This is a genomic window from Robertmurraya sp. FSL R5-0851 (genome assembly GCF_038002965.1).
GTDB lineage: Bacteria > Bacillota > Bacilli > Bacillales > Cytobacillaceae > Robertmurraya_A > Robertmurraya_A beringensis.
In genome coordinates this window covers 4,074,069-4,097,362 of the sequence record NZ_JBBOOE010000001.1, presented here as the reverse complement: position 1 = coordinate 4,097,362, position 23,294 = coordinate 4,074,069, and the positions used below count along the sequence as shown (strand labels likewise).

16 protein-coding genes are annotated in these 23,294 nt (G+C 39.4%); 14 read left to right on the top strand and 2 right to left on the bottom strand.

Going from position 1 to position 23,294, the window contains the following annotated elements; all coding sequences use genetic code 11:
- Positions 1-143: 143 nt before the first annotated feature.
- Positions 144-1,877: a WG repeat-containing protein gene (locus MKX65_RS20950; RefSeq protein WP_340905425.1), complete on the top strand. Its 1,734-nt coding sequence runs from the start codon at positions 144-146 to the stop codon at positions 1,875-1,877.
- A gap of 43 nt (positions 1,878-1,920) precedes the next feature.
- On the opposite strand, the gene MKX65_RS20945 is transcribed toward MKX65_RS20950, so the two are convergent.
- Both MKX65_RS20945 and MKX65_RS20940 read right to left on the bottom strand, forming a co-directional pair.
- Positions 1,921-2,688 (bottom strand): YibE/F family protein, encoded by a 768-nt coding sequence (locus MKX65_RS20945; RefSeq protein ID WP_340905424.1) that lies wholly within the window; start codon positions 2,686-2,688, stop codon positions 1,921-1,923.
- Positions 2,685-3,824, bottom strand: coding sequence for a YibE/F family protein (locus MKX65_RS20940; RefSeq protein ID WP_340905423.1), 1,140 nt, complete (start codon positions 3,822-3,824; stop codon positions 2,685-2,687). Before MKX65_RS20940 ends, MKX65_RS20945 begins: the two co-directional genes overlap by 4 nt.
- Before the next feature lie 163 nt (positions 3,825-3,987).
- Here MKX65_RS20940 and MKX65_RS20935 point away from each other — a divergent pair, with 163 nt between their 5' ends.
- The 13 genes from MKX65_RS20935 (at position 3,988) to MKX65_RS20875 (ending at position 23,291) form a co-directional block, all read left to right on the top strand.
- On the top strand, positions 3,988-4,767 hold the full coding sequence (locus MKX65_RS20935) for a Cof-type HAD-IIB family hydrolase (RefSeq protein ID WP_160548226.1): 780 nt from the start codon (positions 3,988-3,990) through the stop codon (positions 4,765-4,767).
- A 125-nt stretch (positions 4,768-4,892) separates the two neighbouring features.
- Positions 4,893-6,260 (top strand): PepSY-associated TM helix domain-containing protein, encoded by a 1,368-nt coding sequence (locus MKX65_RS20930; protein ID WP_340905421.1) that lies wholly within the window; start codon positions 4,893-4,895, stop codon positions 6,258-6,260.
- Positions 6,261-6,279: 19 nt separating this feature from the next.
- Positions 6,280-6,741: a FixH family protein gene (locus MKX65_RS20925; RefSeq protein WP_340905420.1), complete on the top strand. Its 462-nt coding sequence runs from the start codon at positions 6,280-6,282 to the stop codon at positions 6,739-6,741.
- 466 nt (positions 6,742-7,207) lie between these two features.
- Complete coding sequence (locus tag MKX65_RS20920; RefSeq protein ID WP_340905418.1) at positions 7,208-8,986, top strand: cache domain-containing sensor histidine kinase; 1,779 nt, start codon at positions 7,208-7,210, stop codon at positions 8,984-8,986.
- Complete coding sequence (locus tag MKX65_RS20915; RefSeq protein ID WP_340905417.1) at positions 8,980-10,584, top strand: response regulator transcription factor; 1,605 nt, start codon at positions 8,980-8,982, stop codon at positions 10,582-10,584. Before MKX65_RS20920 ends, MKX65_RS20915 begins: the two co-directional genes overlap by 7 nt.
- A 4-nt stretch (positions 10,585-10,588) precedes the next feature.
- Positions 10,589-11,914, top strand: coding sequence for an ABC transporter substrate-binding protein (locus MKX65_RS20910; RefSeq protein ID WP_340905416.1), 1,326 nt, complete (start codon positions 10,589-10,591; stop codon positions 11,912-11,914).
- A gap of 235 nt (positions 11,915-12,149) precedes the next feature.
- Positions 12,150-13,130 (top strand): ABC transporter permease, encoded by a 981-nt coding sequence (locus MKX65_RS20905; protein WP_445677929.1) that lies wholly within the window; start codon positions 12,150-12,152, stop codon positions 13,128-13,130.
- Between the two features lie 19 nt (positions 13,131-13,149).
- Positions 13,150-14,031 (top strand): carbohydrate ABC transporter permease, encoded by an 882-nt coding sequence (locus MKX65_RS20900; RefSeq protein WP_160548231.1) that lies wholly within the window; start codon positions 13,150-13,152, stop codon positions 14,029-14,031.
- Positions 14,032-14,092: 61 nt separating this feature from the next.
- Positions 14,093-15,697, top strand: coding sequence for an ABC transporter substrate-binding protein (locus tag MKX65_RS20895; RefSeq protein WP_340905414.1), 1,605 nt, complete (start codon positions 14,093-14,095; stop codon positions 15,695-15,697).
- An 80-nt stretch (positions 15,698-15,777) separates the two neighbouring features.
- On the top strand, positions 15,778-17,259 hold the full coding sequence (locus MKX65_RS20890; protein ID WP_340905412.1) for a glycoside hydrolase family 32 protein: 1,482 nt from the start codon (positions 15,778-15,780) through the stop codon (positions 17,257-17,259).
- Between the two features lie 46 nt (positions 17,260-17,305).
- Positions 17,306-18,301 (top strand): carbohydrate kinase family protein, encoded by a 996-nt coding sequence (locus tag MKX65_RS20885; RefSeq protein ID WP_340905411.1) that lies wholly within the window; start codon positions 17,306-17,308, stop codon positions 18,299-18,301.
- Between the two features lie 13 nt (positions 18,302-18,314).
- A complete protein-coding gene (locus tag MKX65_RS20880) occupies positions 18,315-22,097 on the top strand; it encodes a GH32 C-terminal domain-containing protein (protein ID WP_340905410.1) in 3,783 nt (1,260 codons plus the stop codon).
- A gap of 174 nt (positions 22,098-22,271) precedes the next feature.
- Positions 22,272-23,291, top strand: a complete 1,020-nt coding sequence (locus MKX65_RS20875) for a LacI family DNA-binding transcriptional regulator (protein ID WP_340905409.1) — start codon at positions 22,272-22,274, stop codon at positions 23,289-23,291.
- The last annotated feature ends 3 nt before the right edge of the window (positions 23,292-23,294 follow it).

Sequence of the window (23,294 nt, the reverse complement as noted above, 5' to 3'; positions counted from 1 at the left end):
GCTTTTGGAGAGTACCTGTCAAAGGGGGCCGAAGTTTGATGAGCCCGCCAAAATTAATTAGGTACTAGATTTTCTGGATAAACACTTATCATAGAATCACCCCATATGCTATTGAAAAAATGTTCATATGGAGTGATAGATACATGGAAAATCACCGTGTCGTGAATGAGTTATTTCCAGCTTCAATTAGAACTATAGAGGGGATTCAATGGGGATATATCAATAATATAGGACAATTTGTTATCCCTCCTCAATATGAGGAAGTAAATGTATTCCAACCGAACGGGCTGGCAATCGTATGGCTAAACGGTCGTGCAGGTATAATTGACCAAAACGGCAAGTTTGTAGTCCGCCCCATTTATCATTCCATTTATTCCTTTTTTGAAGGCCTTGCATTTGTATTTGAGGATGAAAAGGGGTATAGCGTGATTAATGAGAAAGGAGAAATTCTAAATGACAAGCCCTACCCGTTTTCGTATATTGGTGATTTTCGGGAACAACGAGCTGTTATTCAGGAATTTGTAAATAGAACAGAATTTCTTTATGGCTATTTAGATTCTAGTGGGAACATAATCATTCCTCCTCAATATATCTATGCACATGATTTTCGTGACGGTAAAGCAATAGTAGGACTGAAGGACGGTACATCTGCAATTATTGGGTTGGATGGTGAGATCCTTACTATCTATCCTTTTGAACAAATGGGTCCGTTAAGTGAAGCATTGATTTCCTTTAGGAAAACTGTTCGGGATAAAGCTGGGTATGTAAATGAAGCAGGGAAGGTCGTCATCCCTCCTCGCTTTTCGTATGCTGGTCCCTTTGAGAAGGGAAGAGCCATTGTTAATGTCTCAGAGGATTATAAAAACGAATATGGATTTATTGATAAAACAGGAGCTTATATTCTTGAACCAAAATACCATGATATTCAACTGTTAGGGGGAGAGCGGGCTTCTGTTGCCAAAGCGATTGACCCAGAGTATCCTCAGGCTGGGACGATTTTTGCACTTGCCGATACGACTACTGGTGTATTTTTGACGGATTTTAGTTATGACAGTATGAATGAATTTGAAGGAAAATATAGCAGCGTAACAAAAGGGATAAGCTCTTTTTTTATCAATAAAAACGGCAGACGAGCTTTGAATCTACCCGTAATTCATGGAGTAGGAACACTTAGTTTAAAAGACCATTTGATTCAAGCCTTTGTTGATGAACGATATTCATACTTTAATAGATATGGCCATCTCATTTGGGCACAAAACTCCATTCTTCCCTTAAATAGCTCTCTTTTTATTCATGAAGGAAAGTATAGACCGACTAAAGATTATCTAGTGTATTATCCACAAATTGTTGGAATGACGGATAAAGAAGCTCAGTCTAAAGTAAACCAAGTGTTAAGGGAAACATCAAGAGTGAAGGAATTACCTAAGAATGAACCGTTATATTATAGTTATTCTGGCGATTTTAATGTCCAATTTTATAAGAAACATTTACTCGTTTTGGAATTGACAGGATATGAGTATACCTTTGGTGCAGCCCATGGTATGCCATCAAAAATCAATATTCCCATTGATCTAAATACGAGCCGTATTTATGCATTAAAGGATTTATTTAAGCCTGACAGTAATTATGTAAACGTACTAAGTGAGGTCATAAGGAAGCAGATTCAACAACAAGAGGATTCCTATATTAACGAAGAAGATTATAAAGGGATAGTAGAAAACCAACCTTTTTATGTAACGAAAGAGGAGCTAGTCATCTATTTTAAGCCCTATGAGATCGCAGCCTATGCTCTAGGATTCCCAGAGTTTAAAATCTCTTATCAAGACATAAAGAGTGTAATCAATGAAACGGGAGCCTTTTGGCGATCTTTTCAATAATGTAAAAAAGAAGGGCTTGTGTGTATATACACAAAGCCCATTTTTAATGAGATTTTTCTCTTGTTTTATCTAAATAATATGCAGTGATCCATGAGGTAATCGGAATAATCAAGGCTACGCCTATTCCAGCACAAAGAATGTTAATCATTTCAGAACTGAATATTTTTGAATTGACAATGTCTCCAAGTGAGTAAGAAAGGTCTTTAAACCAAATAAGCATAGCTAAGTATCCGCCAAAGAAGGCGAAAAATAATGTATTTGTATTGGTTCCAAGTATATCTCTGCCAATGCTGATTCCAAATGAAAATAAATCCTTCCTACTAACCTGCTGATTATGATTGTAGAGCTCGCGCATAGGAGAAGCAATGGAAATGGCCACATCAATAATGGCTCCTATCGTACTCATAATAATCATGGCCGCCCCAATCTTTACAAAGTCGACTCCTAAATACAAAGAGAACATGCTGAGTTCTTCCGTTTCTTCTTCTCCAAATCCTTGAATCATTGATTCCTCTGTGACAACCACAATGAAAAATAGCAATATAGCCAAGGTGATGATGGTAGAAACAAAGGCAGTGATGGTTTTATTGTTTATTTCATTGATAAAAAAGAGATTAATACAACTAATGATTGTACAGGCAATTATGGTTAGAATAATTGGGTTTGCATTTGGATCCGTCATGATAAGGATGGTTAAAAGGAGGACAGCAAAATTCAAAAATAAGGCAATAAAAGACTTTGCTCCTTTTTTCCCACCTATCACTACCATTAGAATAAATAAAATCACTGCTAGACAGAATAATGCATTCATGATTTTGCCCTCTTTCGGTTAACAAAAAAGATAGATATATATAGACCGATCGGGATCGTTAATACAATTCCGATTCCACCAGCAAGGGCCCTAGCTAATTCCAGGGAAAGATTCATGGAAAGAGTGTATCCAAGAGGAGAACCATTCTTCATATATAAAATGAGCATTGGGATAGAACCACTTATATAGGCAAAGAACAATATATTGGTCATCGTTCCCATCACATCTTTTCCAATTTCCATACCAGAAGCTTTAAGCACTTTTATTGATATATGATTGTTTTTTTCGTACAACCCAAAGATAGAAGAAGACATAGTAATGGCTACATCCATCACAGCACCTAGAGATCCGACTAATATTCCCGCCATAAATACCGTTTGAGGGGGACGAGTGAGAAACTGCATTTCTTCGTAACGAAGGCCTTCTTCAGAAGTTAGCCACAGTACTAGATAAGCTATGAATAGAGAAACAAAGGTTGTTACAAGGGTGGCTATTACTGCTGAATAGGTTTTTTCATTAAAACCGTTAACAAGTAGCAAGGAGATGGCAGTAAATAGGATCGCACTGATACTGCAAGCGACTAACAAGCTGATGGCTGATGTTTTTACATACATATCTAAGGCATACGAGAGGAGAACGGCGTTGACTGCTAAGCTGACAATTGAAAACAACCCTTGCTTTTTTCCAACAAAAAGCAAAGTGAAGATAAAAATCCATGCTACGATTAGCACGTATTTATCTCGTTTTACGTTTTTGATGCTTCCGGTTAATACTCCATCTTCATGAGTATTCGTATCCATCCATACAAACAGTTCATTTCCAACCTGATATTCTTGGTCATAAGCTCCTGAAGCGGAATATTGGTTGGTTAAATGGATCAGCTCTCCCTTTTTATCTCCATTTTTTAATTCGGCTACTATTTGTTGTGTGAATAGTTGATCTTCATTATTATGCATGTCCGTTACTTTGGTGGAATCTTCTAGTTTGGTCTCGATGACCTTCGCTATGGGGCGTTCATAGAATGAGTAATTGTTATTCACAAAAATAACAGAGCTTACAAAACAAAGAGCTAGTAGTACATACATTACGATTTGTTTGTAAGTTAATTTGTTCAACTGGTTAAGTATTAGATTCAAGAATAAACCTCCATCGATTGGAATGGACTCAGTGTAAAACAATGTGCTAAAAATAACAAGAAATTAAGCGAACCGTCAAGGGAGACTTCTATAGGCGTTGGTTGTAAAAACATGACAAACTGATAAAATAGAACAATAATCTACATGGAAAGTTGGAGAGTGAATGACAAATCGTAGTGTGATTTTTTTTGATATCGACGGAACCTTACTTACCCATAACAAAGAGTTACCTGCCTCAACAAAAGAAGCGATTTTCACATTGAAAGAGCTGGGTCATGAGGTAGCGATTGCTACAGGAAGAGCTCCTTTTATGTTTGAAGAGTTGAGACAAGAGTTAGACATTCATACATACGTAAGCTATAACGGCCAGTATGTTGTATTAAATGGAAATGTCTTACATACAAATCCATTACATATTGAGTCACTTGAAAAATTAACTGCTGCTGCTCTTGAGAATGATCATCCCGTTGTGTTTATGGATCATGAAGATATGAGAGCCAACGTACCGGAGCATGACTATATTAAACAGAGCATCGATACGTTAAAAATTGATCGATTTCCTACACATGATCCTCACTATTACAAAGGTCGTGACTTGTATCAAACCCTACTTTTCTGTACTGAAGGGGAGGAAAAGCAATACGCAGAGCAATATGATGCGTTTGATTTTGTCCGATGGCATCCTGTTTCCTTAGACATCGTGCCAAAGGGTGGATCAAAAGCAAAGGGGATCCAAAAGATCGTAGATGCGCTTGGATTTCCAGCTGAAAGTCAATATGCTTTTGGTGATGGACTTAATGATTTGGAAATGCTCTCCACAGTGAAAAACAGCGTAGCTATGGGAAATGGAGAGGAACAAGTAAAAGAAGTGGCTAGGTTCGTTACCAAGTCAGTTGAAGAAGATGGTATTCTTCACGGACTGAAAATGGTGGGGCTTTTATAGGAGTAAAAGGGATGGGATCTGTGATTCTATCTCTTTTTTTTATGAATTTCATACTTATATCACAAATGAACGGTAAACTTGGTTACGGTAATGAAAATGACATTGTTCAAGAAGGAGATCTATAAGTGGAAACGGTTATCAACACAACAACGAAATCAGACGCACAACAAAAATCATCTCTTTATCGGGCTGTATGGAGATGGCATTTTTATGCTGGGATTATTGTTGCACCTTTCTTAATCATCCTTGCCGTTACGGGTTCTATCTATTTATTTAAGCCACAGATCGAACAGGTGATATATCAAGATTTATTCGAGGTTACGCCACAGGGTGATAAAATTCCGGCATCGCAACAAATAGAAGAAGTAAAGAGGCTATATCCTGACGCAGTGATATCTAAATATCGGCCGGGAGAAAATGCTACACGTTCGAGCGAGGTAGGTCTCACTGTAAATGATCAATCATTAACCGTCTTTGTTGATCCGTATACGGGAAAATTCATAGGTGAATTAAATAGTGAAGATCGCATCATGGATAAAATTGAGGAATTTCACGGCGAGTTAATGATAGGAACAATTGGAGATAGAATCGTAGAATTAGCTGCATGCTGGACCATCGTTTTGATGGTTACAGGTCTTTATTTATGGCTGCCTAGAAAGAAGCCGAATATGTCAGGTGTCCTTTATATGAGATGGAATAAAGGAAGAAGTATTTTAGCTAGAGATCTACATGTTGTTCCTGCTTTTTGGATAACAGCAGGAATGTTATTTTTGGTTATGACAGGGTTACCGTGGTCAGGGTTTTGGGGAACCCAGTTTCAAACGATCGCTACCAACTCTGGGGCAGGATATCCCCCTTCCGTTTGGGTAGGAAATGCACCTGTCTCGACCGTTACGAAAGATATTGCGGAGGTTCCATGGGCAGCTGAAACATTAGATGTCCCGGTTTCAGAAGTACAAGGCTTTATCCCAGTCTCGATCGATGATGTGGTTCAGATTGCTAACCGTGAAGGGGTACATCCAAGTTATACAGTCTTTCTTCCAAAAGAAGCAACGGGAGTGTACACGTTATCCGCTTTCCCGCCAAAAGCTGAGGACGAGATCACGATGCATATTGACCAATACTCGGGCGCGGTGTTAACGGACTATCGATTTGATCATTATGGATTCATCGGACAAGTTGTTGCGTTAGGGATTACCTTGCATAAAGGAACACAATTTGGGTTAATCAATCAGTTGGCAAGTCTTCTTATTTGCTTAGGAATCATCCTTGTGGCCATTAGTGGATTTTATTTATGGCTAAAGCGGAAGCCGAGAAAGAGTATGGGTGCACCAAAATCGACTAGCATTAAAAATATGAAGCTATTTTTATTCGTTTTAATAGGTTTGGGTATTCTGTTTCCTTTGGTTGGTTTGTCCCTGATCGTCATTTTTCTGATGGATGTGTTATTGATTAAAAGAATCCCATTCTTGAAGAGGTTTTTACATGTGTAGCAACAAGGGGGATGGAACGTTGAAAAAGGTATTTTTAATCACAATCTTTGGTTTGTTATTTGGTGGATGTTCTCTTAAAGAGGATGCGGCTGAGTTATATTTGCAAGAACAACCCCTTCATGCAGAAGTGGTTCTACCTGAAAGGATAACGAGTGAGGAACCAGTGCCAATCAAGGTCATTCTTACTCAAGATGGAAAAAAAGTAGAAGAAGTAGATTCTGTAGAATTTGAAATGTGGAAACATGATGACACCAATCATGCTACGGTTGAACAACCGAGTGAACTTGAAGAAGGAACTTATGGAATAAATAAAACGTTTGAACGTGACGGGCTTTATTATATAAAGATTCATGCAAGTAAGGGTAATGCAATCATTATGCCAAAGGTTCAAATCGTTGTTGGTGAGCTTTCGAAGAGTGAGTTAGAATACTTACAAAAAGATCTTCCAGAAAAAGAGGAAGGCCATGATCACCATCATTAATATAAGATTCCCGCATCAAGAATGACAAGGGTGCGCCTTTATCTGTTGGGGAATCGGGTTATGCAACCGAGCGGATAAATAGACGGAAAAATTCCGCTTAATTGGCAAATACGACTAAAAATGGCTTAAATAGACGGAGAAATTCCGCCTATTGACTCAAAAAACGTGAAAAAGGGGAGATTTTCTTTGCGTAAGCGGAAAATCTCCCCTTATTTTACCCCTAAACGAGCTCCGTTCTGCATCTAACCGGAAAACCTCCGCTTATTTTACTTTTGCTGTTTACTCGATTAAGGACAAGACATCCTATTTAACTCAAAAATCCAAGAAATCCCCATTGGATGCATGACGGTAATTTTATGTAAATTTGGTTTTTATATTTCCTGTTCCTATGTTCCAAAATACCGTGATATGCTAAATTGGGTATAAGAACTATCTGTAAGGGTTTTCTTGCATGAGGAGGTGGGAAATGTTCTTTTCATTACGTAATCGTTTATTTTTGGTTTTTACCTGTTTGTTAACCATTCCATTTGTCGTCTTCTCCTTCTTAGTTCCAAGTTGGTTTTCTTCTGTTATCGAAGAACAGACCCAGGATTTAACTGTGGAGATGATGGATCAATATTCGTTGTATATCCAATCAATCACCACTCAGGCGGAGGATTTAGGTAAACAAATTCTTGTTAATCCAACGACATTGCAGTGGATGAAGACAGATAACGTATCATCGGATGTGACAAAAAATCAAAGATTATTAATCAGGAATCAAATGAAGAGTCTTCTTGCTTCAATGACGGTTAATAACTCAAATGGAATGTCCGTCGGGGTCATGCTCAATGATGGCACGGGTGCATGGGGAAACAACCCCCTTTTAAAGCAGGAAAACTGGTATAAGGAATATATGAGGGATGGAACCTCGTTTGTCGCGTCCCATACGGATCCCTATCAACCCACTCCAGGGAATATTAATAGTTATATATCACCATTGATAGATATGAATACACTCGCGTCCTATGGCATCATCAAGGTGAATTTTCCAACTGAATTGCTTGAGACGGCTTTAAATAAAAACAAGATTGGACAAAGTGGACATGCCTATTTGTTAAATAGAAGAGGAGAGAATGTATTAACAGGGGAGATTTCTACACCGAAACGGGTGCTTTCGACTAGCTTAACAAAAATCAATAATAGTAAAGAAAATAATGGATTAATAGAAGTAAAGTTGAACAATGAAACATACTTCGTGTTTTATCAAAAATTATCTGTTGGTGGTTGGATTTTACTTAGTGAAGTAACGAAGTCGGACTTATTTTCAAAGGCGAACGATCTGCGCCATCGCATGCTTACGATCTCTGGATTTGTTTTCTTACTTACTATTTTGGCCTCGTACATGCTTTCATCCAATATTGTCAGTCCGTTAGGGAAGTTGGCAAAAGCAATGGGCTTTATCGAAAGAGGAGATTTTGCCGGTGCTAAGCGGTTTATGCCAACGATTAAATCTCAAAACAATGAAGTTGGTTATCTAGTAAATGTATTTGGACATACAGTCGATCAACTAAAAACAAGAATTGAGACCGAATATGAGGCAAATATTCGGAGGAAAGATGCAGAATACAAAGCCTTGTTGCTACAGATTAACCCTCATTTTATGAATAATACGCTTGAAATCATCGGTGGCTTGGCAGCTCAAGGGAAAAATAGAGAAGTGATGAATGTTAGCGTTTATTTAGGACGAATGATGAGGTATTCTCTAAATACTCATAATGACGAGGTCACTTTAGGGGAAGAAATGAGCTATATTCGCAGTTATACCAATATTTTAAAGATGAGATATATGGACACCATTTCTATTACAATTGAGGAAGATAGCTTTGCCAAGCACCATCCAATGATTAAATTTATCCTCCAGCCACTAGTGGAAAATGCAGTAAAATATAGCTTTAGCGAGAAAAGTTATGCTGATATCTTTATTCAAACAAAAATGCTTGATGACCAATTACTATTGATAGTGGAAGATAAAGGTGAGGGAATGTCGGATGATCTATTAGTTGATCTTCTTCATCAGGAAGATACAAAAGAATCAACAAGTGTTCTCCAAAGTAAGGGGACGAGTATTGGTCTCAGAAATGTTCTCGGTCGATTAAAGCTTTACTACGGGGAGAACTTTTCTTATCAAATTGATTCTACCAAAGGGATAGGGACAAAAATCCAGCTGTGTATTAAGGATAGTGGAGGTGACCCGAGATGCTGAAGGTACTCATCACAGATGACGAAAAGCAAGTGCGAATGGGGCTTCGGATGAAGATTGATTGGGAAGAAGAGGGATTTGAAATCATTGGAGAAGCATCTAATGGAAAAGAAGCCTTAGAATGGTTGCGAACGATGAAAACAGACGTTGTCATCACTGATATGAGAATGCCAATTATGGATGGTCTTGAATTGGCAAAATGCTGCTTTGAAGAATTTCCACAGGTGAAAGTGATCGTGCTGTCTGGATACTCTGATTTTGAATACGTCAGAGGTTCCATGCAAAAGGGAGTAAAGGATTATTTATTAAAACCTGTTGCTCCCGATGAACTAGAAGAAGCTTTAAGAAAAATTCGCAAAGAAACAGAAGAAGAGAAGAAAAAGCAGGCAGAAGCTGCCCAAATGAGACATCTCGCCATGAGCCACCTCCAAGAAGTACAAGAACAATATTTGCTTTACCTAGTAAAGGAAGAGTGGACGAAGTCATCAATGGTTAAAGAAAGACTTCGCCAACTTCATTTAGAAGATATGGCAAGTGATAGCAGAGAATTCCGTTTTATAACAGTTGAAATCAGAGATAAAAACGAGCAAGCCCTTCGTTTAAAAGAATTATGGCTCCCTTTTCAAATGATGTGCAAAGAAATCGCACAGAATGAGAAGGGATTGTATCCGTTTTATGATCCTAGTTATGCGAATATGATTCATTTTTTAAAGGTTATAGACAAGGAACAGGATACGCTTCCAAGCCTGGTCCGAGATATTCAGAAAAATGTACAAAATCTACTTCAATTAGAGACCGTGATTGGCTTGGGCAGTGTGGTTGAGGGGGTAGCTAACCTGAAAAATGGGTATATTTCTAGTTTACTAGCTTGGAGCAAGAGCCAATTAGGTCCTCGTTCTCAGATTATAGATGCGTCTCATCTACAGGAAGACGATTTTGAATTTTCGTCAGATATGGAAAGAAAACTGATGAATGCGGTAGAAACGGCCAATTTAGGATTATTTAAGGCAAATCTAGAGACTCTTTTAGGAAGAAACGAAGCTCAGTCCATTATGGCCTTCTCCTTCCTCTCGAACCGGGTACTATTTTTATTAGGATCAGCTGCCCGTAAATATGATATGGAAACAAGCGACGTTCAGAGCATGATGTGGGGTTGTCAGCAAAGTATTTGGGAATTGAATTCTTTCCCTAAAGTGATTGAACAGCTGACAGAGTTAGGTCAACTGATTATTGAAAAAGTAAGAACGGCTCGATTTTCGAATGGAAAATTGATTATTGAGGGTGTTCGTCAGTACTTGGATCAGCATTATGCCAATGAAATCTCTCTTACCTTTTTATCAGAAATGTTTCATATTAATAGCGCTCATTTGTCAGAAACCTTTAAACATCAAGTGGGACAAAATTTTAGCGATTATCTTCTGAATGTAAGAATGGAAAAAGCAAAGGAATTTTTGAAGGACAAGCAGCTTAAGATCATTGATGTGGCCAATTTGGTTGGTTATTCGAACTCTGGTTACTTTAGTACGGTTTTTAAAAAGCATTTTCAGCAAACACCTGCAGATTTTCGTCAGTCATACGAAGAAAAAATAGGAAGGATATGAACAGATGGAAAAACGGATGGTTTACCTTCTATCTTTCGTTATTTTTCTTGCCCTGTTGTTCATTATTCTTTTCCTCCTCCAACCGGATGGAAAAGAAGAGAAAGAGGCACAACCAAAGGCTGGGCAAAAGACCTTGCTAACGTTTTGGAGAAACAGAGGAAATGATGCAGAAAATAAAGCTTATGAAGAATTAGTTTCTTCCTTTGAAAAGGCGAATCCGGATATCGATATTCAGATGAAAACCATTCCTTACAGCGACTATGAAGTGAGACTCCGGACAGAAATTGCAACAGGAACTCCTCCCGATATAATGGCAATAGATAGCCCAACACTTGCCCTTTATGCTAATGCAGGATCGCTCTTATCTATTGATACGTACATGAAAAGTGAGGGAAATATTGAGGACTTCCCAAAGTCTACTTTAAGAGGGTTAAGCTATAATGACCAAATCTATTTAGCCCCCATTGCTGAATCGAGCATTGCTCTCTTTTATAATAAGCATGTTCTGAAAGAAGCAGGGGTTCCTTTCCCATCACCCAATCCGGATGAACCATTAACTTGGGACGAAGTGATTGAGATAGCCAAAAAAGTAACCAATCCGGAAAAAGGGATCATGGGCATTGATCCTGGCCAAGGATTTGGAGAAGGAGAAGCACCTGCCTACTTTAAAATGCCCTTCTTGTGGCAGTTTGGAGCTGATGTGTTGAGTCCAGATGCAACAACAGCAAGTGGATATTTGGATTCAGAGAAGGCAATTGAGGCACTGCAATTATACCAGGATTTCTATCATGAGCAAGGAGTTGCTTCAGTAGAAATGGGAACAGATGACTTTATTAAAGGAAAGCTCGCGATGAGTGTATTAGGATCGTGGACACTTAAGGACTTTGAAAGAAATGCAGATTTTACTCTTGGGGAGGATTTTGGAGTTGCACCATTACCGAAGGGTCCGTATCAGGTGTCTCCTAATGGAGGGTGGGCACTTGGAATCTCGTCGCAGTCCAAATATCCGAACGAAGCATGGAAGTTTATTAAGTACGTAACTGGATACGAGGGAATGAAGAAATATGTCACGATTACAAGTGATCTACCGGCCAGATACTCCGTAGTAAAAGATATCCCGGAACTGAATCAGTATCCATTAAATATTTTTATTGAGCAAACGCTTAGGCACTCACAAAATCGTCCAGTCACTCCAGCCTATCCAGTCGTAAGCAATGCGATTCGAGTTTTATTTGAAGACATTGGTATCGGAGGGAAGGATGTTCATACCTCCGCCAAAGAGGCTGTCGAAAAGATTAATGCAGGGATACAGGAATTTCAGAAACCATAACAGAGGGATCCTCTAGCTATATAAGCTAGGGGATTTTTTCATCTTTGAAAACGATTCCATGTGCCGAAAATTTTAAACATGGAATTCCGAAGAACTCAAAATATCGTCTTTCCTCCTCCTGTTATAGTTAAACCAAGAAAGAAAGCTTGGGCTTGGTGAATGTCATCATAAACAGAAAATGTAACCCCTTACTTTCTTAGGTCTTTAGTAGAAAACTAGATGGGAGGTTATGAAAATGCAGGAATTAATAAAAGCGGAAGCAGGCAAAGAGGCTGTGATGCCCAATCAGGCGGAGAAAAGGGTAACGAAACTAAGCAAGAAATTACATTATATCCGAGAAAACTATTTTCTCTATTTGTTAATTGCGCCCGCTATTATTCTCACGATCATTTTTAAATATATTCCTATGTACGGTGCGATCATTGCTTTTAAAGATTTTAGTACGATCAAAGGAATACTGGGTAGCGAATGGGTTGGCATTGAAAACTTTACAAAGTTTTTGTCCTCACCAAACTTTGGAACGATTTTTATGAGCACACTGAAACTCAGCTTTTATGGGCTAATCCTTGGATTTCCCATACCCATCATCCTCGCGCTTATGTTGAATCAAGTACGACGTGCGGCTATTAAAAAGAATGTTCAGCTTGTCCTGTACGCACCTAATTTTATCTCTGTCGTTGTTATTGTGGGGATGCTTTTTATCTTTTTATCACCAACAGGTCCTATCAATCAGGTGGTCACGATGTTGACAGGGGAGCCGATTGGGTTCTTGTCTGACCCGGATTATTTTAGAAGTATCTATATCCTATCTGGAATCTGGCAAGCGGCCGGCTGGTCATCCATTATTTATGTAGCGGCGCTAGCAAATGTGGATCCTGAATTGCATAATGCTGCTACCCTAGATGGAGCCAATATTATACAAAGAATGATTCATATCGATTTGCCAACCTTAAAGCCATTGATGGCTGTAACGTTCATCTTAGGTGCAGGGGGAATCATGGCGATTGGATTTGAAAAAGCGTATTTGATGCAAACATCGATGAACCTACCAACTTCTGAAATTCTTCCAACCTATGTTTACAAAGTGGGTTTACAAGCAGGCGATTATGCTTACTCAGCAGCAGTTGGGTTATTTAACTCAATCATAAACGTTATCCTTCTAGTTGTTGTGAACTATATCGTAAAGAAACTGAATGAAGGCGAAGGATTATATTAATCAGAAAGGAGTTAGACCAATGAATATCAAGTATACGCGGATGGACCGGATGATATTAACCTTAAATAATATCTTTCTCTTTCTAGCAGTGTTAGTCGTATTGGTTCCTTTAGTGTATGTGGTATTAGCCTCATTTATGGATCCAACTGTTCTATTAAATAAAGGAATCTCTTTTAATCTCTCGGATTGGAGTTTGAAAGGCTATAAGCTCATTCTTGGAAATGATGCCATGCTAAAAGGCTTTATCAATTCGGTTCTGTATTCGGTTGGCTTTGCGGTTGTTACCGTTGTGGTGTCACTGTTTGCAGCCTATCCACTTTCAGTTAACGGATTTGTCGGAAAAAACTTCTTTATGACGATGTTTATCATCACGATGTTTTTTAGCGGTGGATTGATACCAACCTACCTGCTTGTAAAAGACTTAGGGATGTTAAATACGATTTGGGCGATCATTCTTCCAGGTGCCATCAATGTGTGGAATATCATCCTTGCAAGAACGTATTTCAAGGGAATTCCATACGAGCTGCATGAAGCAGCGAAGGTAGATGGGGCTTCTGATTTTCTTATCTTCTTTAAAATTGTACTGCCACTATCCAAACCGATTATTTTCGTTTTAGCCATGTACGCATTCGTAGGACAGTGGAATTCGTACTTTGATGCGATGATTTACTTGGATGACCCCAATCTTCATCCATTGCAGCTTGTATTACGTTCCATATTGATCCAAAACTCAACAGATCCTGGAATGATTAGCGATCAGTTGGCGATGGCTGAACTGAAAAAGCTGTCAGAAATGATTAAATACTCATCAATTGTCATTTCGAGTCTACCGCTTATTGTGATGTATCCATTCTTCCAAAAGTACTTTGAAAAAGGTGTTATGGTCGGTTCATTAAAATAATGAGCCACTAACTATAAAGAATAATGAAAATGCTTACAAATATTCTTAGGAGGTCAATTTTATGAAAAAAGGAAAAAAGATTGCAGCTGCTACCTTAGCTACCCTATTAATAGCTTCTGGATGTAGCAATAAAGGTAGTGAAACCGCATCGAAAGAGTATAACTTAGAGGATGTGAGCTTTCCACTTAAAGAAAAAGTCACACTAAGCTTTATGACCCAAAGCTCACCACTTGCTCCAAAGGATCCGAATGAAAAAGTAATTTATCAACGCCTAGAAGAAGAAACAGGTGTGAATATTAAGTGGAAAAACTACACGTCCGATGTGTTTGTTGAAAAAAGAAATCTTGCGATGGCGAGTGGAGATTTACCAGATGCCATCATTGACGCAGGATATGGAGACTATGATCTTTTAAAACTAGCAAAAGACGGTGCTATTGTACCGGTTGAAGATTTAATTGAGAAGTATATGCCGAATTTGCAAAAGGTTCTTGAAGCAGCACCTGAGTATAAAGCAATGATGACGGCACCAGATGGTCATATATATTCTTTCCCTTGGATCGAAGAGCTTGGTTCTGGAAAAGAAAGCATTCACTCTGTAGATGACCTCCCATGGATTAACGTTGAATGGCTAAACAAATTAGGCCTACAAATGCCAACCACAACAGAAGAGTTAAAAGAAGTATTAATTGCTTTTAAAACACAGGACCCAAATGGAAATGGAAAAGCCGATGAAATTCCGATGTCATTTATTAATAAGCCAGGTGGGGAAGACTTAGCTTTCTTGTTTGGATCTTTCGGCCTTGGTGAGAACTGGGATCATACGGTTGTAACAAACGATGGGGAAGTGGCCTTTACTGCTTCCGATGAAGGGTATAAGGAAGGAATCAAATTTTTAAATGAGTTATACGCAGAAGGGTTAATTGATATTGAAGCGTTTGAGCAAGATTGGAATACGTACATCGCCAAAGGAAAAGACAATCGCTATGGACTTTACTTCACATGGGATAAAGCAAATATTACAGGTATGAACGATAAATACGATGTGATGAAACCACTTGCTGGTCCAGATGGGAATGTGAACGTGGCAAGAACAAATGGTATGGGCTTTGACCGCGGAAGAATGGTGATTACGAGTGCCAATAAAAATCTTGAATTAACAGCGAAGTGGATTGATGAGCTTTATGATCCGATTCAGTCTGTACAAAATAACTGGGGAACATACGGAGATGATAAGCAACAGAACATCTTTGAGTACGACGAAGCAGCGAATATGCTGAAGCATTTACCTTTAGAGGGTACGGCACCAGTAGAGTTAAGACAAAAGACAAATATCGGTGGACCGTTAGCTATTCTTGATGAGTACTACGGTACGGTAACAACAAAGCCAGATGATGCTGCATGGAGATTAGGTTTGTTGAAGGACGTTATGGTTCCACATATGCAAGCCGAAAATATTTATCCAAGAGTGTTCTTCTCAATCGAAGACCTGGATCGTCTAACGGCAATTGAAACAGATCTGTTCGCTTTCGTCATGAGAAAACGGGCAGAGTGGATTCAAAACGGAAAAGTGGAAAAAGAATGGGATAGCTACTTAAAAGAGCTTGACCGACTAGGCTTACAAGATTGGCTAGAAATTAAGCAAGCAGGTTATGACAGAAATCAGTAATGTGCTGAAAATAGGAGCGAGGCTGTAACCTTTTACAGCCTTCTTCTACTTATATTTATAAAAAAAGGAGCGGAAAAAGCATGATTAAAACACGATATAAAGAAAAGCACAGACCTCAATATCATTATTCCCCTGAAGAAAAGTGGATGAATGACCCAAATGGAATGGTGTTCTTTGAAGGAGAATACCATTTGTTCTATCAACATCATCCGTTTGGTACAACATGGGGACCGATGCACTGGGGGCATGCAGTGAGTAAAGATTTGGTTCATTGGGAGCAGCTTCCCATTGCGCTGCATCCGGATGAGCATGGAACGATTTTTTCTGGAAGTGCCGTGGTCGACTGGAATGATACGACGGGCTTCTTTGATGGAAAAGCAGGATTAGTAGCTATTTATACGAGCCATGACACGTATCCGGATTCTGAGAGACCAAGACAACGCCAAAGCCTGGCATACAGCAAGGATAACGGACGAACATGGATAAAATACGAAGGAAATCCCGTGCTTTCAGACGAGGAGATTACTGATTACCGAGATCCAAAGGTATTTTGGCATCCGGAGTCCAACAAATGGGTGATGATTTTAGCAACTGGTCAAACAGTCACCCTGTATACCTCTTGTAATTTAATAGAGTGGGAGTTTGCTAGTGAGTTTGGACATCAAGCAGGGTCACATGATGGAGTGTGGGAATGCCCGGACTTATTCGAACTGCCTGTAGATGGTGACCAAAGCAATACGCGATGGGTCATGCTTGTTAGCATTGGCGATGATCCAGCTTTTCTAGAAGGTTCCCGAACACAATACTTCATTGGACAATTCGATGGAAAGACATTCGTGAATGAACATGGTGATAATACGACTCTTTGGCTTGATTTTGGCAGAGATAACTATGCAGGAGTGAGCTGGTCGGATGTACCTGAGGATGATGGTAGAAGAATTTATATCGGCTGGATGAGCAACTGGCGGTATGCAAACTTACTCCCAACCGAGGGGTGGCGTAGTGCGATGACATTGCCAAGAGAACTTTTCCTCACCACTACTGAATCGGGAGTGCGTGTGGTGCAGAAAGTTGTATCAGAGATTCAAGTATTACGAAATGAGAGTGAAGTTATTGAGGAAGTATTACTTGAACCGAACAACCCCTTTCATTGTGATTTGCTTAGTAGCTTAATGGAAGTGAAGATCTCCTTTGAAAAAAGAGATTCTACTTCGTTTGGAGTGATCTTTGAAAATTCGATTCAGGAAAAAGTCATCATTCAGTATGATGCGGTAGTCGAAAAGCTAACGGTGGACCGGGTGAATGCAGGAATCAAGCATTTCTCTGAATCATTTGCTGCGATACAGGAGGCAATTGTAAAAACAGAGAACAACCAACTACACTTGCAAATTTGGCTAGACACATCTTCCGTAGAGGTATTTGCCAATGATGGAAAGGCTGTTTGCACAAGTCTAGTCTATCCGAATCAACCATATAACAAGATGGTCATTTTTTCAAAGGATGGAATCACCAAAATCTCTTCAGTAGAACTTGCTGAGCTTTCCTCCATTTGGGAGAAATGATGTAAATCGAAAATTAGAGAATGTTGAAAAGGTAGGTTGATGATGTATGACAACCAATTTATCGGTGTTTTGTATCGGGGAATTATTGATTGATTTTTTCTGTACAGATGTGGACGTGGACTTAATAGACGGAAAACATTTCGAAAAGCAGGCTGGTGGTGCACCGGCTAATGTTTGTGCAGCGATCGTGAAGTTAGGGGGAAAAGCTCAGTTTTCTGGCAAGGTAGGAAATGACCCATTTGGATATTTTTTAAAGCAAACGTTAGAGAATGTTCATATAGATACTTCCTTACTTTTATTCGATCAAGCTCATCCAACAACACAGGCGTTTGTTTCCTTAAAGGCAGATGGCGAAAGAGATTTTATTTTTAACCGAGGAGCAGATGCGTTTGTAACAGAGGACGAATTGGATAAAGAGAGCATCATGAAAAATCAAATTCTTCACTTCGGTTCCGCCACTGCCCTGTTAAATGAACCATTCCGATCTACGTATATAGGTCTGATGAGGGACGCAAAGGAAAGAGGAAAGTTTCTATCGTTCGATCCAAACTATAGGTCCTCTTTATGGAGAGGAAGAGTGGCCGATTTTAAGGAGTGGTCAAAGCAAGGAATGTCTATTGCTGACTTTGTAAAAGTGAGTGAGGAAGAATTAAGAATTCTCTCAGAGCTAGACGATGTAAAGGAAGGGATTACGGGTTTGCATCAAATGGGAGTGAAAGTTTTGGCAGTCACCTTAGGGACAGAGGGAACAATGATCTCCAATGGACAAAAGTGTGAGATGGTTCCTAGCATAAAAGTCACTTCCGTTGATTCAACGGGAGCAGGAGATGCTTTTGTAGGAGCAACTCTCTGTCAGTTGTCTAGTTTTGAGAATCCTAAACAGGTTTTAGAAGACTTTGAGCAATTTAAACATGTGATTTCTTTCAGCAATATGGTTGGTGCATTGGTTTGTACCAAGGTCGGAGCTATATCAGCCTTGCCGACCGAGGACGAAGTGAAGGGTTTGATGAGTGAGAAGCAGAAAAAATTCATTTATTTGTAAGAGAGGGGAAAGGATGAAACCAACTTTCATAAAAAAGGCTTCTGTATTTTTTGTAACTGTACTTCTTGCTTCCTTAGTAGGAACTTTTACTATTCACCCTACGGCAGGATGGGCAACCGAATCGAAGGAGGATGCAACCATTTTAGAAAGTGGATTACAAGCCAATACGAATCTAACAGGCTGGCAAGTGAAAGGAAAAGGGACATTAGAAGACACACAACAGGGATTATTGCTGACCTCAGAACCCAATGAGAATGTAATGGCTATCTCAAGTGTTACTTCTCAAGATTTTATTTATGAAGCAGATATAAAAGTTATGGATATGAACGCAGACGCGACGTTAGTTTTTCGTTCCAATGAAGATGGTTGGGACTCCTATATGCTCCAAATTGTGCCGAATGCGGGAATGATTCGACTCCGGGATGCACGTGACGAAACAAGATTAAAAGAAGAATATCCAGTCACACTGCAAGAGGGGGGAATCTATCATCTGAAGGTGAAGGTGGTAGAAGACAATATCAAAGTATATTGGGGTAATAAATATGAGCCCGTTATTGATGTGAACAATGCCTCCTATGAGAAGGGGTTTCTTGGACTGAATGTCTGGGATGGTTCAGCATTGTTTCAAAATGTAAAGGTGAGTGAGCTTTCTACTAATCTAGGTTCTTCTCTTGTTAAGGAAGGGCCCTGGGAACCATCTATTTATGGCTTAAAAGGAAGTGCTGTTGATGGTATAAAAGCGAAAAATGTTTTTCATACAAGTGAAAGTGACTTTGTTCTTGAAGGAAATATTTCCTTTGCTGAGCAACAATCAGAAGCAGCACTCACCTTTCGAACAAATGAACAAGGAACAGAGGGATATGAGGCTGTACTATTTAAGGCAGGAAACACGGTTAAAGCACAATTGAAGAAGATGGATGGTACGATTCTGAAAACCTCTGAAATGGCGTATCCTTCCCAAGAAGGGAGCAAACATCATCTAGAGGTTATTGCGAACGGTGATCAAATCGAGCTGTATGTGGATGGATATTCAGAGTCAGCTGTAACTATTTCAGATAAAACCTATTCAACGGGAATGGTAGGGTTCACGGTAACCTCTGGATCTGCTGCCTTCCAAGATGTGTATGTGGTTCCAACAACAAACTATTATAAAGAAAAATATCGTCCAGATTATCATTATACTCCAGCTCGTGGTTCGGTTAGTGACCCGAATGGGCTTGTTTATTACGAAGGTGAATATCATTTATTTCACCAAGATGGAGGGACTTGGGCTCATGCCGTAAGTACAGATTTGGTGAACTGGAAACGCCTTCCTATTGCGTTACCGTGGAATGATCACGGTCATGTTTGGTCAGGTTCAGCTATTGCGGATACGAGTAATGCTTCCGGTCTTTTCACTCATACGGGTGGAAAAGGGCTAATTGCTTACTACACTTCATTTAATCCGGATGGATGGAATGGAAACCAACGAATTGGTCTAGCGTATAGCACGGATCAGGGGCGAACTTGGAAGTATTCAACGGAACACCCGATTGTCATTGAAAATCCAGGTAAGAATGGGGACGACCCAGGTGGCTGGGACTTCCGTGATCCGAAGGTGGTACGTGATGAAGCCAATAATCGGTGGGTGATGGTTGTATCAGGAGGAGATCATATTCGCTTCTTTACGTCCACCAATTTAATAGATTGGACACTTACGGATAATTTCGGATATGGAGATTATGTTCGTGGTGGTGTGTGGGAATGCCCTGATCTGTTTGAGCTTCAGGTAGAAGGAACAGGAGAGAAAAAGTGGGTTCTTATGATCAGCACGGGAGCAAATCCAAAGACGCAAGGGTCTGATGCAGAATATTTTATCGGACATTTAACGACTGATGGAAAATTCGTCAATGACAATACGGCAGGAAAGGTGCTCAAAACAGATTACGGGAAAGAGTTTTACGCATCCATGTCCTTTGCCAATATGCCAGATAACCGTCGTGTGATGATGGCGTGGATGACAAACTGGGATTATCCATTTGCTTTCCCAACGACCGGTTGGAAGGGGGAGCTGTCGATTCCGAGGGAAGTCAGACTAGTGAATACGGAGGAAGGAATCAGACTTGCACAAGCTCCAATTAAGGAACTGCAGTCCATTCGAAACACTATCTTTGAGACGCAGAACAAAGTTATCCATCCAACCAATGCATCGAACCTGTTAAAAGGACTTTCTTCAGGATCATTTGAGATTGAAGCGGAAATTGAAATACCAACTAATAGCCCTACAACCGAATTTGGTTTTCAAGTTCGTGAAGGTGTGGAAGAAAAAACAGTTGTGGGATACAAAACAGGGGAAAACCTAATGTTTGTTAATCGTGCAGAGTCAGGAGAGACGGATTTCTCTAGCTCATTTTCTACTTTACACGAAGCACCTTTAAAGCCTGAAAAAAAGCGCATCAAACTAAATATTTTTGTAGATGATTCATCCATTGAAGTATTTGCAAATGATGGAAAAGTTGTTTTTTCTGATGTTATTTTTCCTGATCCATCCAGTCGTAGCATGAGCTTTTACACGAAGGGTGGAGAAGTGAATGTACTCTCCTTAAAAGTCCATTCTTTAACTAACACTTGGACGGAAGACAATCCGGGGACTGCAAAAATTTTCATGGATACGAAACAAAGAGAGATGAGCAAGGGGGATGAACTTATCTTATTCGCATCCATGGAGTCTGGAAAAGGAAAAGGTGCGCAGCCAATTAAATGGAAATCTAGCAACCCGAACGTAGTAAAGATTGCCTCCTCAACTAACTCGAAGGTAGTACTTAAAGCCGGTGGGAAAGGAGAAGCGTTTATTACCGCCTTTACCCCAAATGGAAAAACTTCTGAAAGTGTTATTGTGAGGGTATTTGAAGGGGAGTTTTATACGAATCTATCAGGATGGAAGACAGATATCTCTGCTTCCAAATGGACCGTCACAGAAAACGGTATTCGTGGAACGTATACAAGTGATGCCAATTATGTCGCTAGTGAATCGGCTGGAGACTTTACGTATGAAGCTGATATGATGCTGGGTGAATCAGGTGGAGCGGGGTCCATTTTGTTCAGGGCTAGTGAAGACGGAAGAAGCGGATACTACTTCAATCTTGATCCGAATATGAAAGCTTTTCGTCTTTTTTACAAAATAGATGGTCGCTTTGAAGATCGTATGGTCATAGGGAGAGTTCCTGCCTTTATTCAATCTGGAAAAACGTATAAGGTAAAAATTGAAGCAAAAGGCCCTCACATTCTGATCACAGTAGATGGACAAAAAATCATAGATATAAAGGATGGCACCTTTGCAGAAGGACATTTTGGTGTCAATGTATTTGGAGGTCAAGCTTCTTATCAGAATGTGAAAGTTAGCCAAATATCAGAGGCAAACTTAATGAAAACAAGCTTTACAAATAAAGCAACAAATCAAGCCATATATACAGCTTCGTCTCAAAATGGAGAGCCAGTGACTGTATCCGACTCAGATAATGCAACAAATTGGGAGTTGGTTCCAACTGGTGATGAGTATGATTCGTACTCGATCCGAACCGAGGGAGGCAAAGCACTTGATTATGATACCGGCCAAAATAAAATACAGCTATATCATTATCTCGGCTATAATAATCAGCGTTGGATCATTTCAAAAAATGATAACGGTACATGGAGAATTACTTCTGTTCATAACGCAAAGGCACTTGAAGTATCAAAAGAGGGACAGTTGATCCTCAATGATTGGAACCCTGAAGAAGAGGCTCAGCAGTGGATCAGTTCTACTGGGATAAAGTAATAAATCAATAGTATGAATGAAACCGACCTCTTTTCGTAAAGTAGGTCGGTTTTTGTTGGTACATATTTGTTTAGTTTTGATGTCTAAAAGAATTTATAAAAAAAACATTGAAAACGGTTGCGTAATTTAGTATTCTACATGTACAGATATTTCCGAAACGTTTTGGAGGATTGTATGACTACAACAATTAAAGATATAGCAAAAGCAGCTGGAGTATCTGTCACTACAGTTTCCAGAGCATTAAATGGTTATTCGGATGTTAGTGAGAAGACAAGGAAAAAAATTATGACTCTAGCAAAGGAGCTAAATTACAGTCCTAATACTCTCGCTAGGGGACTTGTAATGAATGTCTCCAAAACAATTGGTTTATTAGTATCCGGTTTGAATCGGGAAAGCGAAAAGGACCAGATTATTTTTTCTATCCTATCAGGAATCAACTCTTCTGCGTCAGAAAGTGACTATGATTTAGTGGTTTTTAACACGAATTCTTCCAAGCAACGTGAAAAGACATACACCCAACTTTGTAGAGAAAGAAGGGTAGATGGAGTCATCATTCAAGGAATTAAAACAGACGATCCGTATCTGTTGGAAGTTGTTGAAAGTGATATTCCTTGTGTTTTGGTTGATATTCCTGTTCACTCAGAAAATGTTGGTTATGTTACAACTGATAATGTGGCAGGTGCTAAAAAGGCTGTTGAGCATCTGATCGAGCTTGGCCATCGAAATATCGCTATGGTTAATGGGCACAGTAAAGCTTTTGTTAGCAAAAAACGCTTAGAAGGCTATAAATTGGCATTAGAGGAGTCCAATATCCCAGTTAAGGAAGAGTGGATTTATGATGGGAAGTTTGAAGAACATTCGGCCTCAGTCGTAGCGAAGGAACTTCTAACGAAACATCCAGATATTAGTGCTATATTTTGTGCAAGTGATTTGATGGCATTAGGCGTCATTACGTCAGCGAAAGAATTGGGATTGCGAGTACCAGAGGATGTTTCAATTATGGGATACGATGATATCTTACTTGCTTCTTATGCGACACCGCCTTTAACAACGATTTCTCAAAATTTCTATCAGTTAGGCTTTCAAGCAGGGCAGCTATTAATTAGTATGCTTGATGGAAAATCAGACCCACAGGTTATAACGCTAGGAACGAAACTCATTGTAAGAGAATCAACGATAACAAAAAGCTTCTAGGGG

Coding starts and splice junctions, on each gene's coding strand:
- MKX65_RS20950 (WP_340905425.1), top strand. CDS start 144: ATGGAAAATCACCGTGTCGTGAATGAGTTATTTCCAGCTTCAATTAGA.
- MKX65_RS20945 (WP_340905424.1), bottom strand. CDS start 2,688: ATGAATGCATTATTCTGTCTAGCAGTGATTTTATTTATTCTAATGGTA.
- MKX65_RS20935 (WP_160548226.1), top strand. CDS start 3,988: ATGACAAATCGTAGTGTGATTTTTTTTGATATCGACGGAACCTTACTT.
- MKX65_RS20920 (WP_340905418.1), top strand. CDS start 7,208: ATGTTCTTTTCATTACGTAATCGTTTATTTTTGGTTTTTACCTGTTTG.
- MKX65_RS20915 (WP_340905417.1), top strand. CDS start 8,980: ATGCTGAAGGTACTCATCACAGATGACGAAAAGCAAGTGCGAATGGGG.
- MKX65_RS20910 (WP_340905416.1), top strand. CDS start 10,589: ATGGAAAAACGGATGGTTTACCTTCTATCTTTCGTTATTTTTCTTGCC.
- MKX65_RS20905 (WP_445677929.1), top strand. CDS start 12,150: ATGCAGGAATTAATAAAAGCGGAAGCAGGCAAAGAGGCTGTGATGCCC.
- MKX65_RS20900 (WP_160548231.1), top strand. CDS start 13,150: ATGAATATCAAGTATACGCGGATGGACCGGATGATATTAACCTTAAAT.
- MKX65_RS20895 (WP_340905414.1), top strand. CDS start 14,093: ATGAAAAAAGGAAAAAAGATTGCAGCTGCTACCTTAGCTACCCTATTA.
- MKX65_RS20890 (WP_340905412.1), top strand. CDS start 15,778: ATGATTAAAACACGATATAAAGAAAAGCACAGACCTCAATATCATTAT.
- MKX65_RS20885 (WP_340905411.1), top strand. CDS start 17,306: ATGACAACCAATTTATCGGTGTTTTGTATCGGGGAATTATTGATTGAT.
- MKX65_RS20880 (WP_340905410.1), top strand. CDS start 18,315: ATGAAACCAACTTTCATAAAAAAGGCTTCTGTATTTTTTGTAACTGTA.
- MKX65_RS20875 (WP_340905409.1), top strand. CDS start 22,272: ATGACTACAACAATTAAAGATATAGCAAAAGCAGCTGGAGTATCTGTC.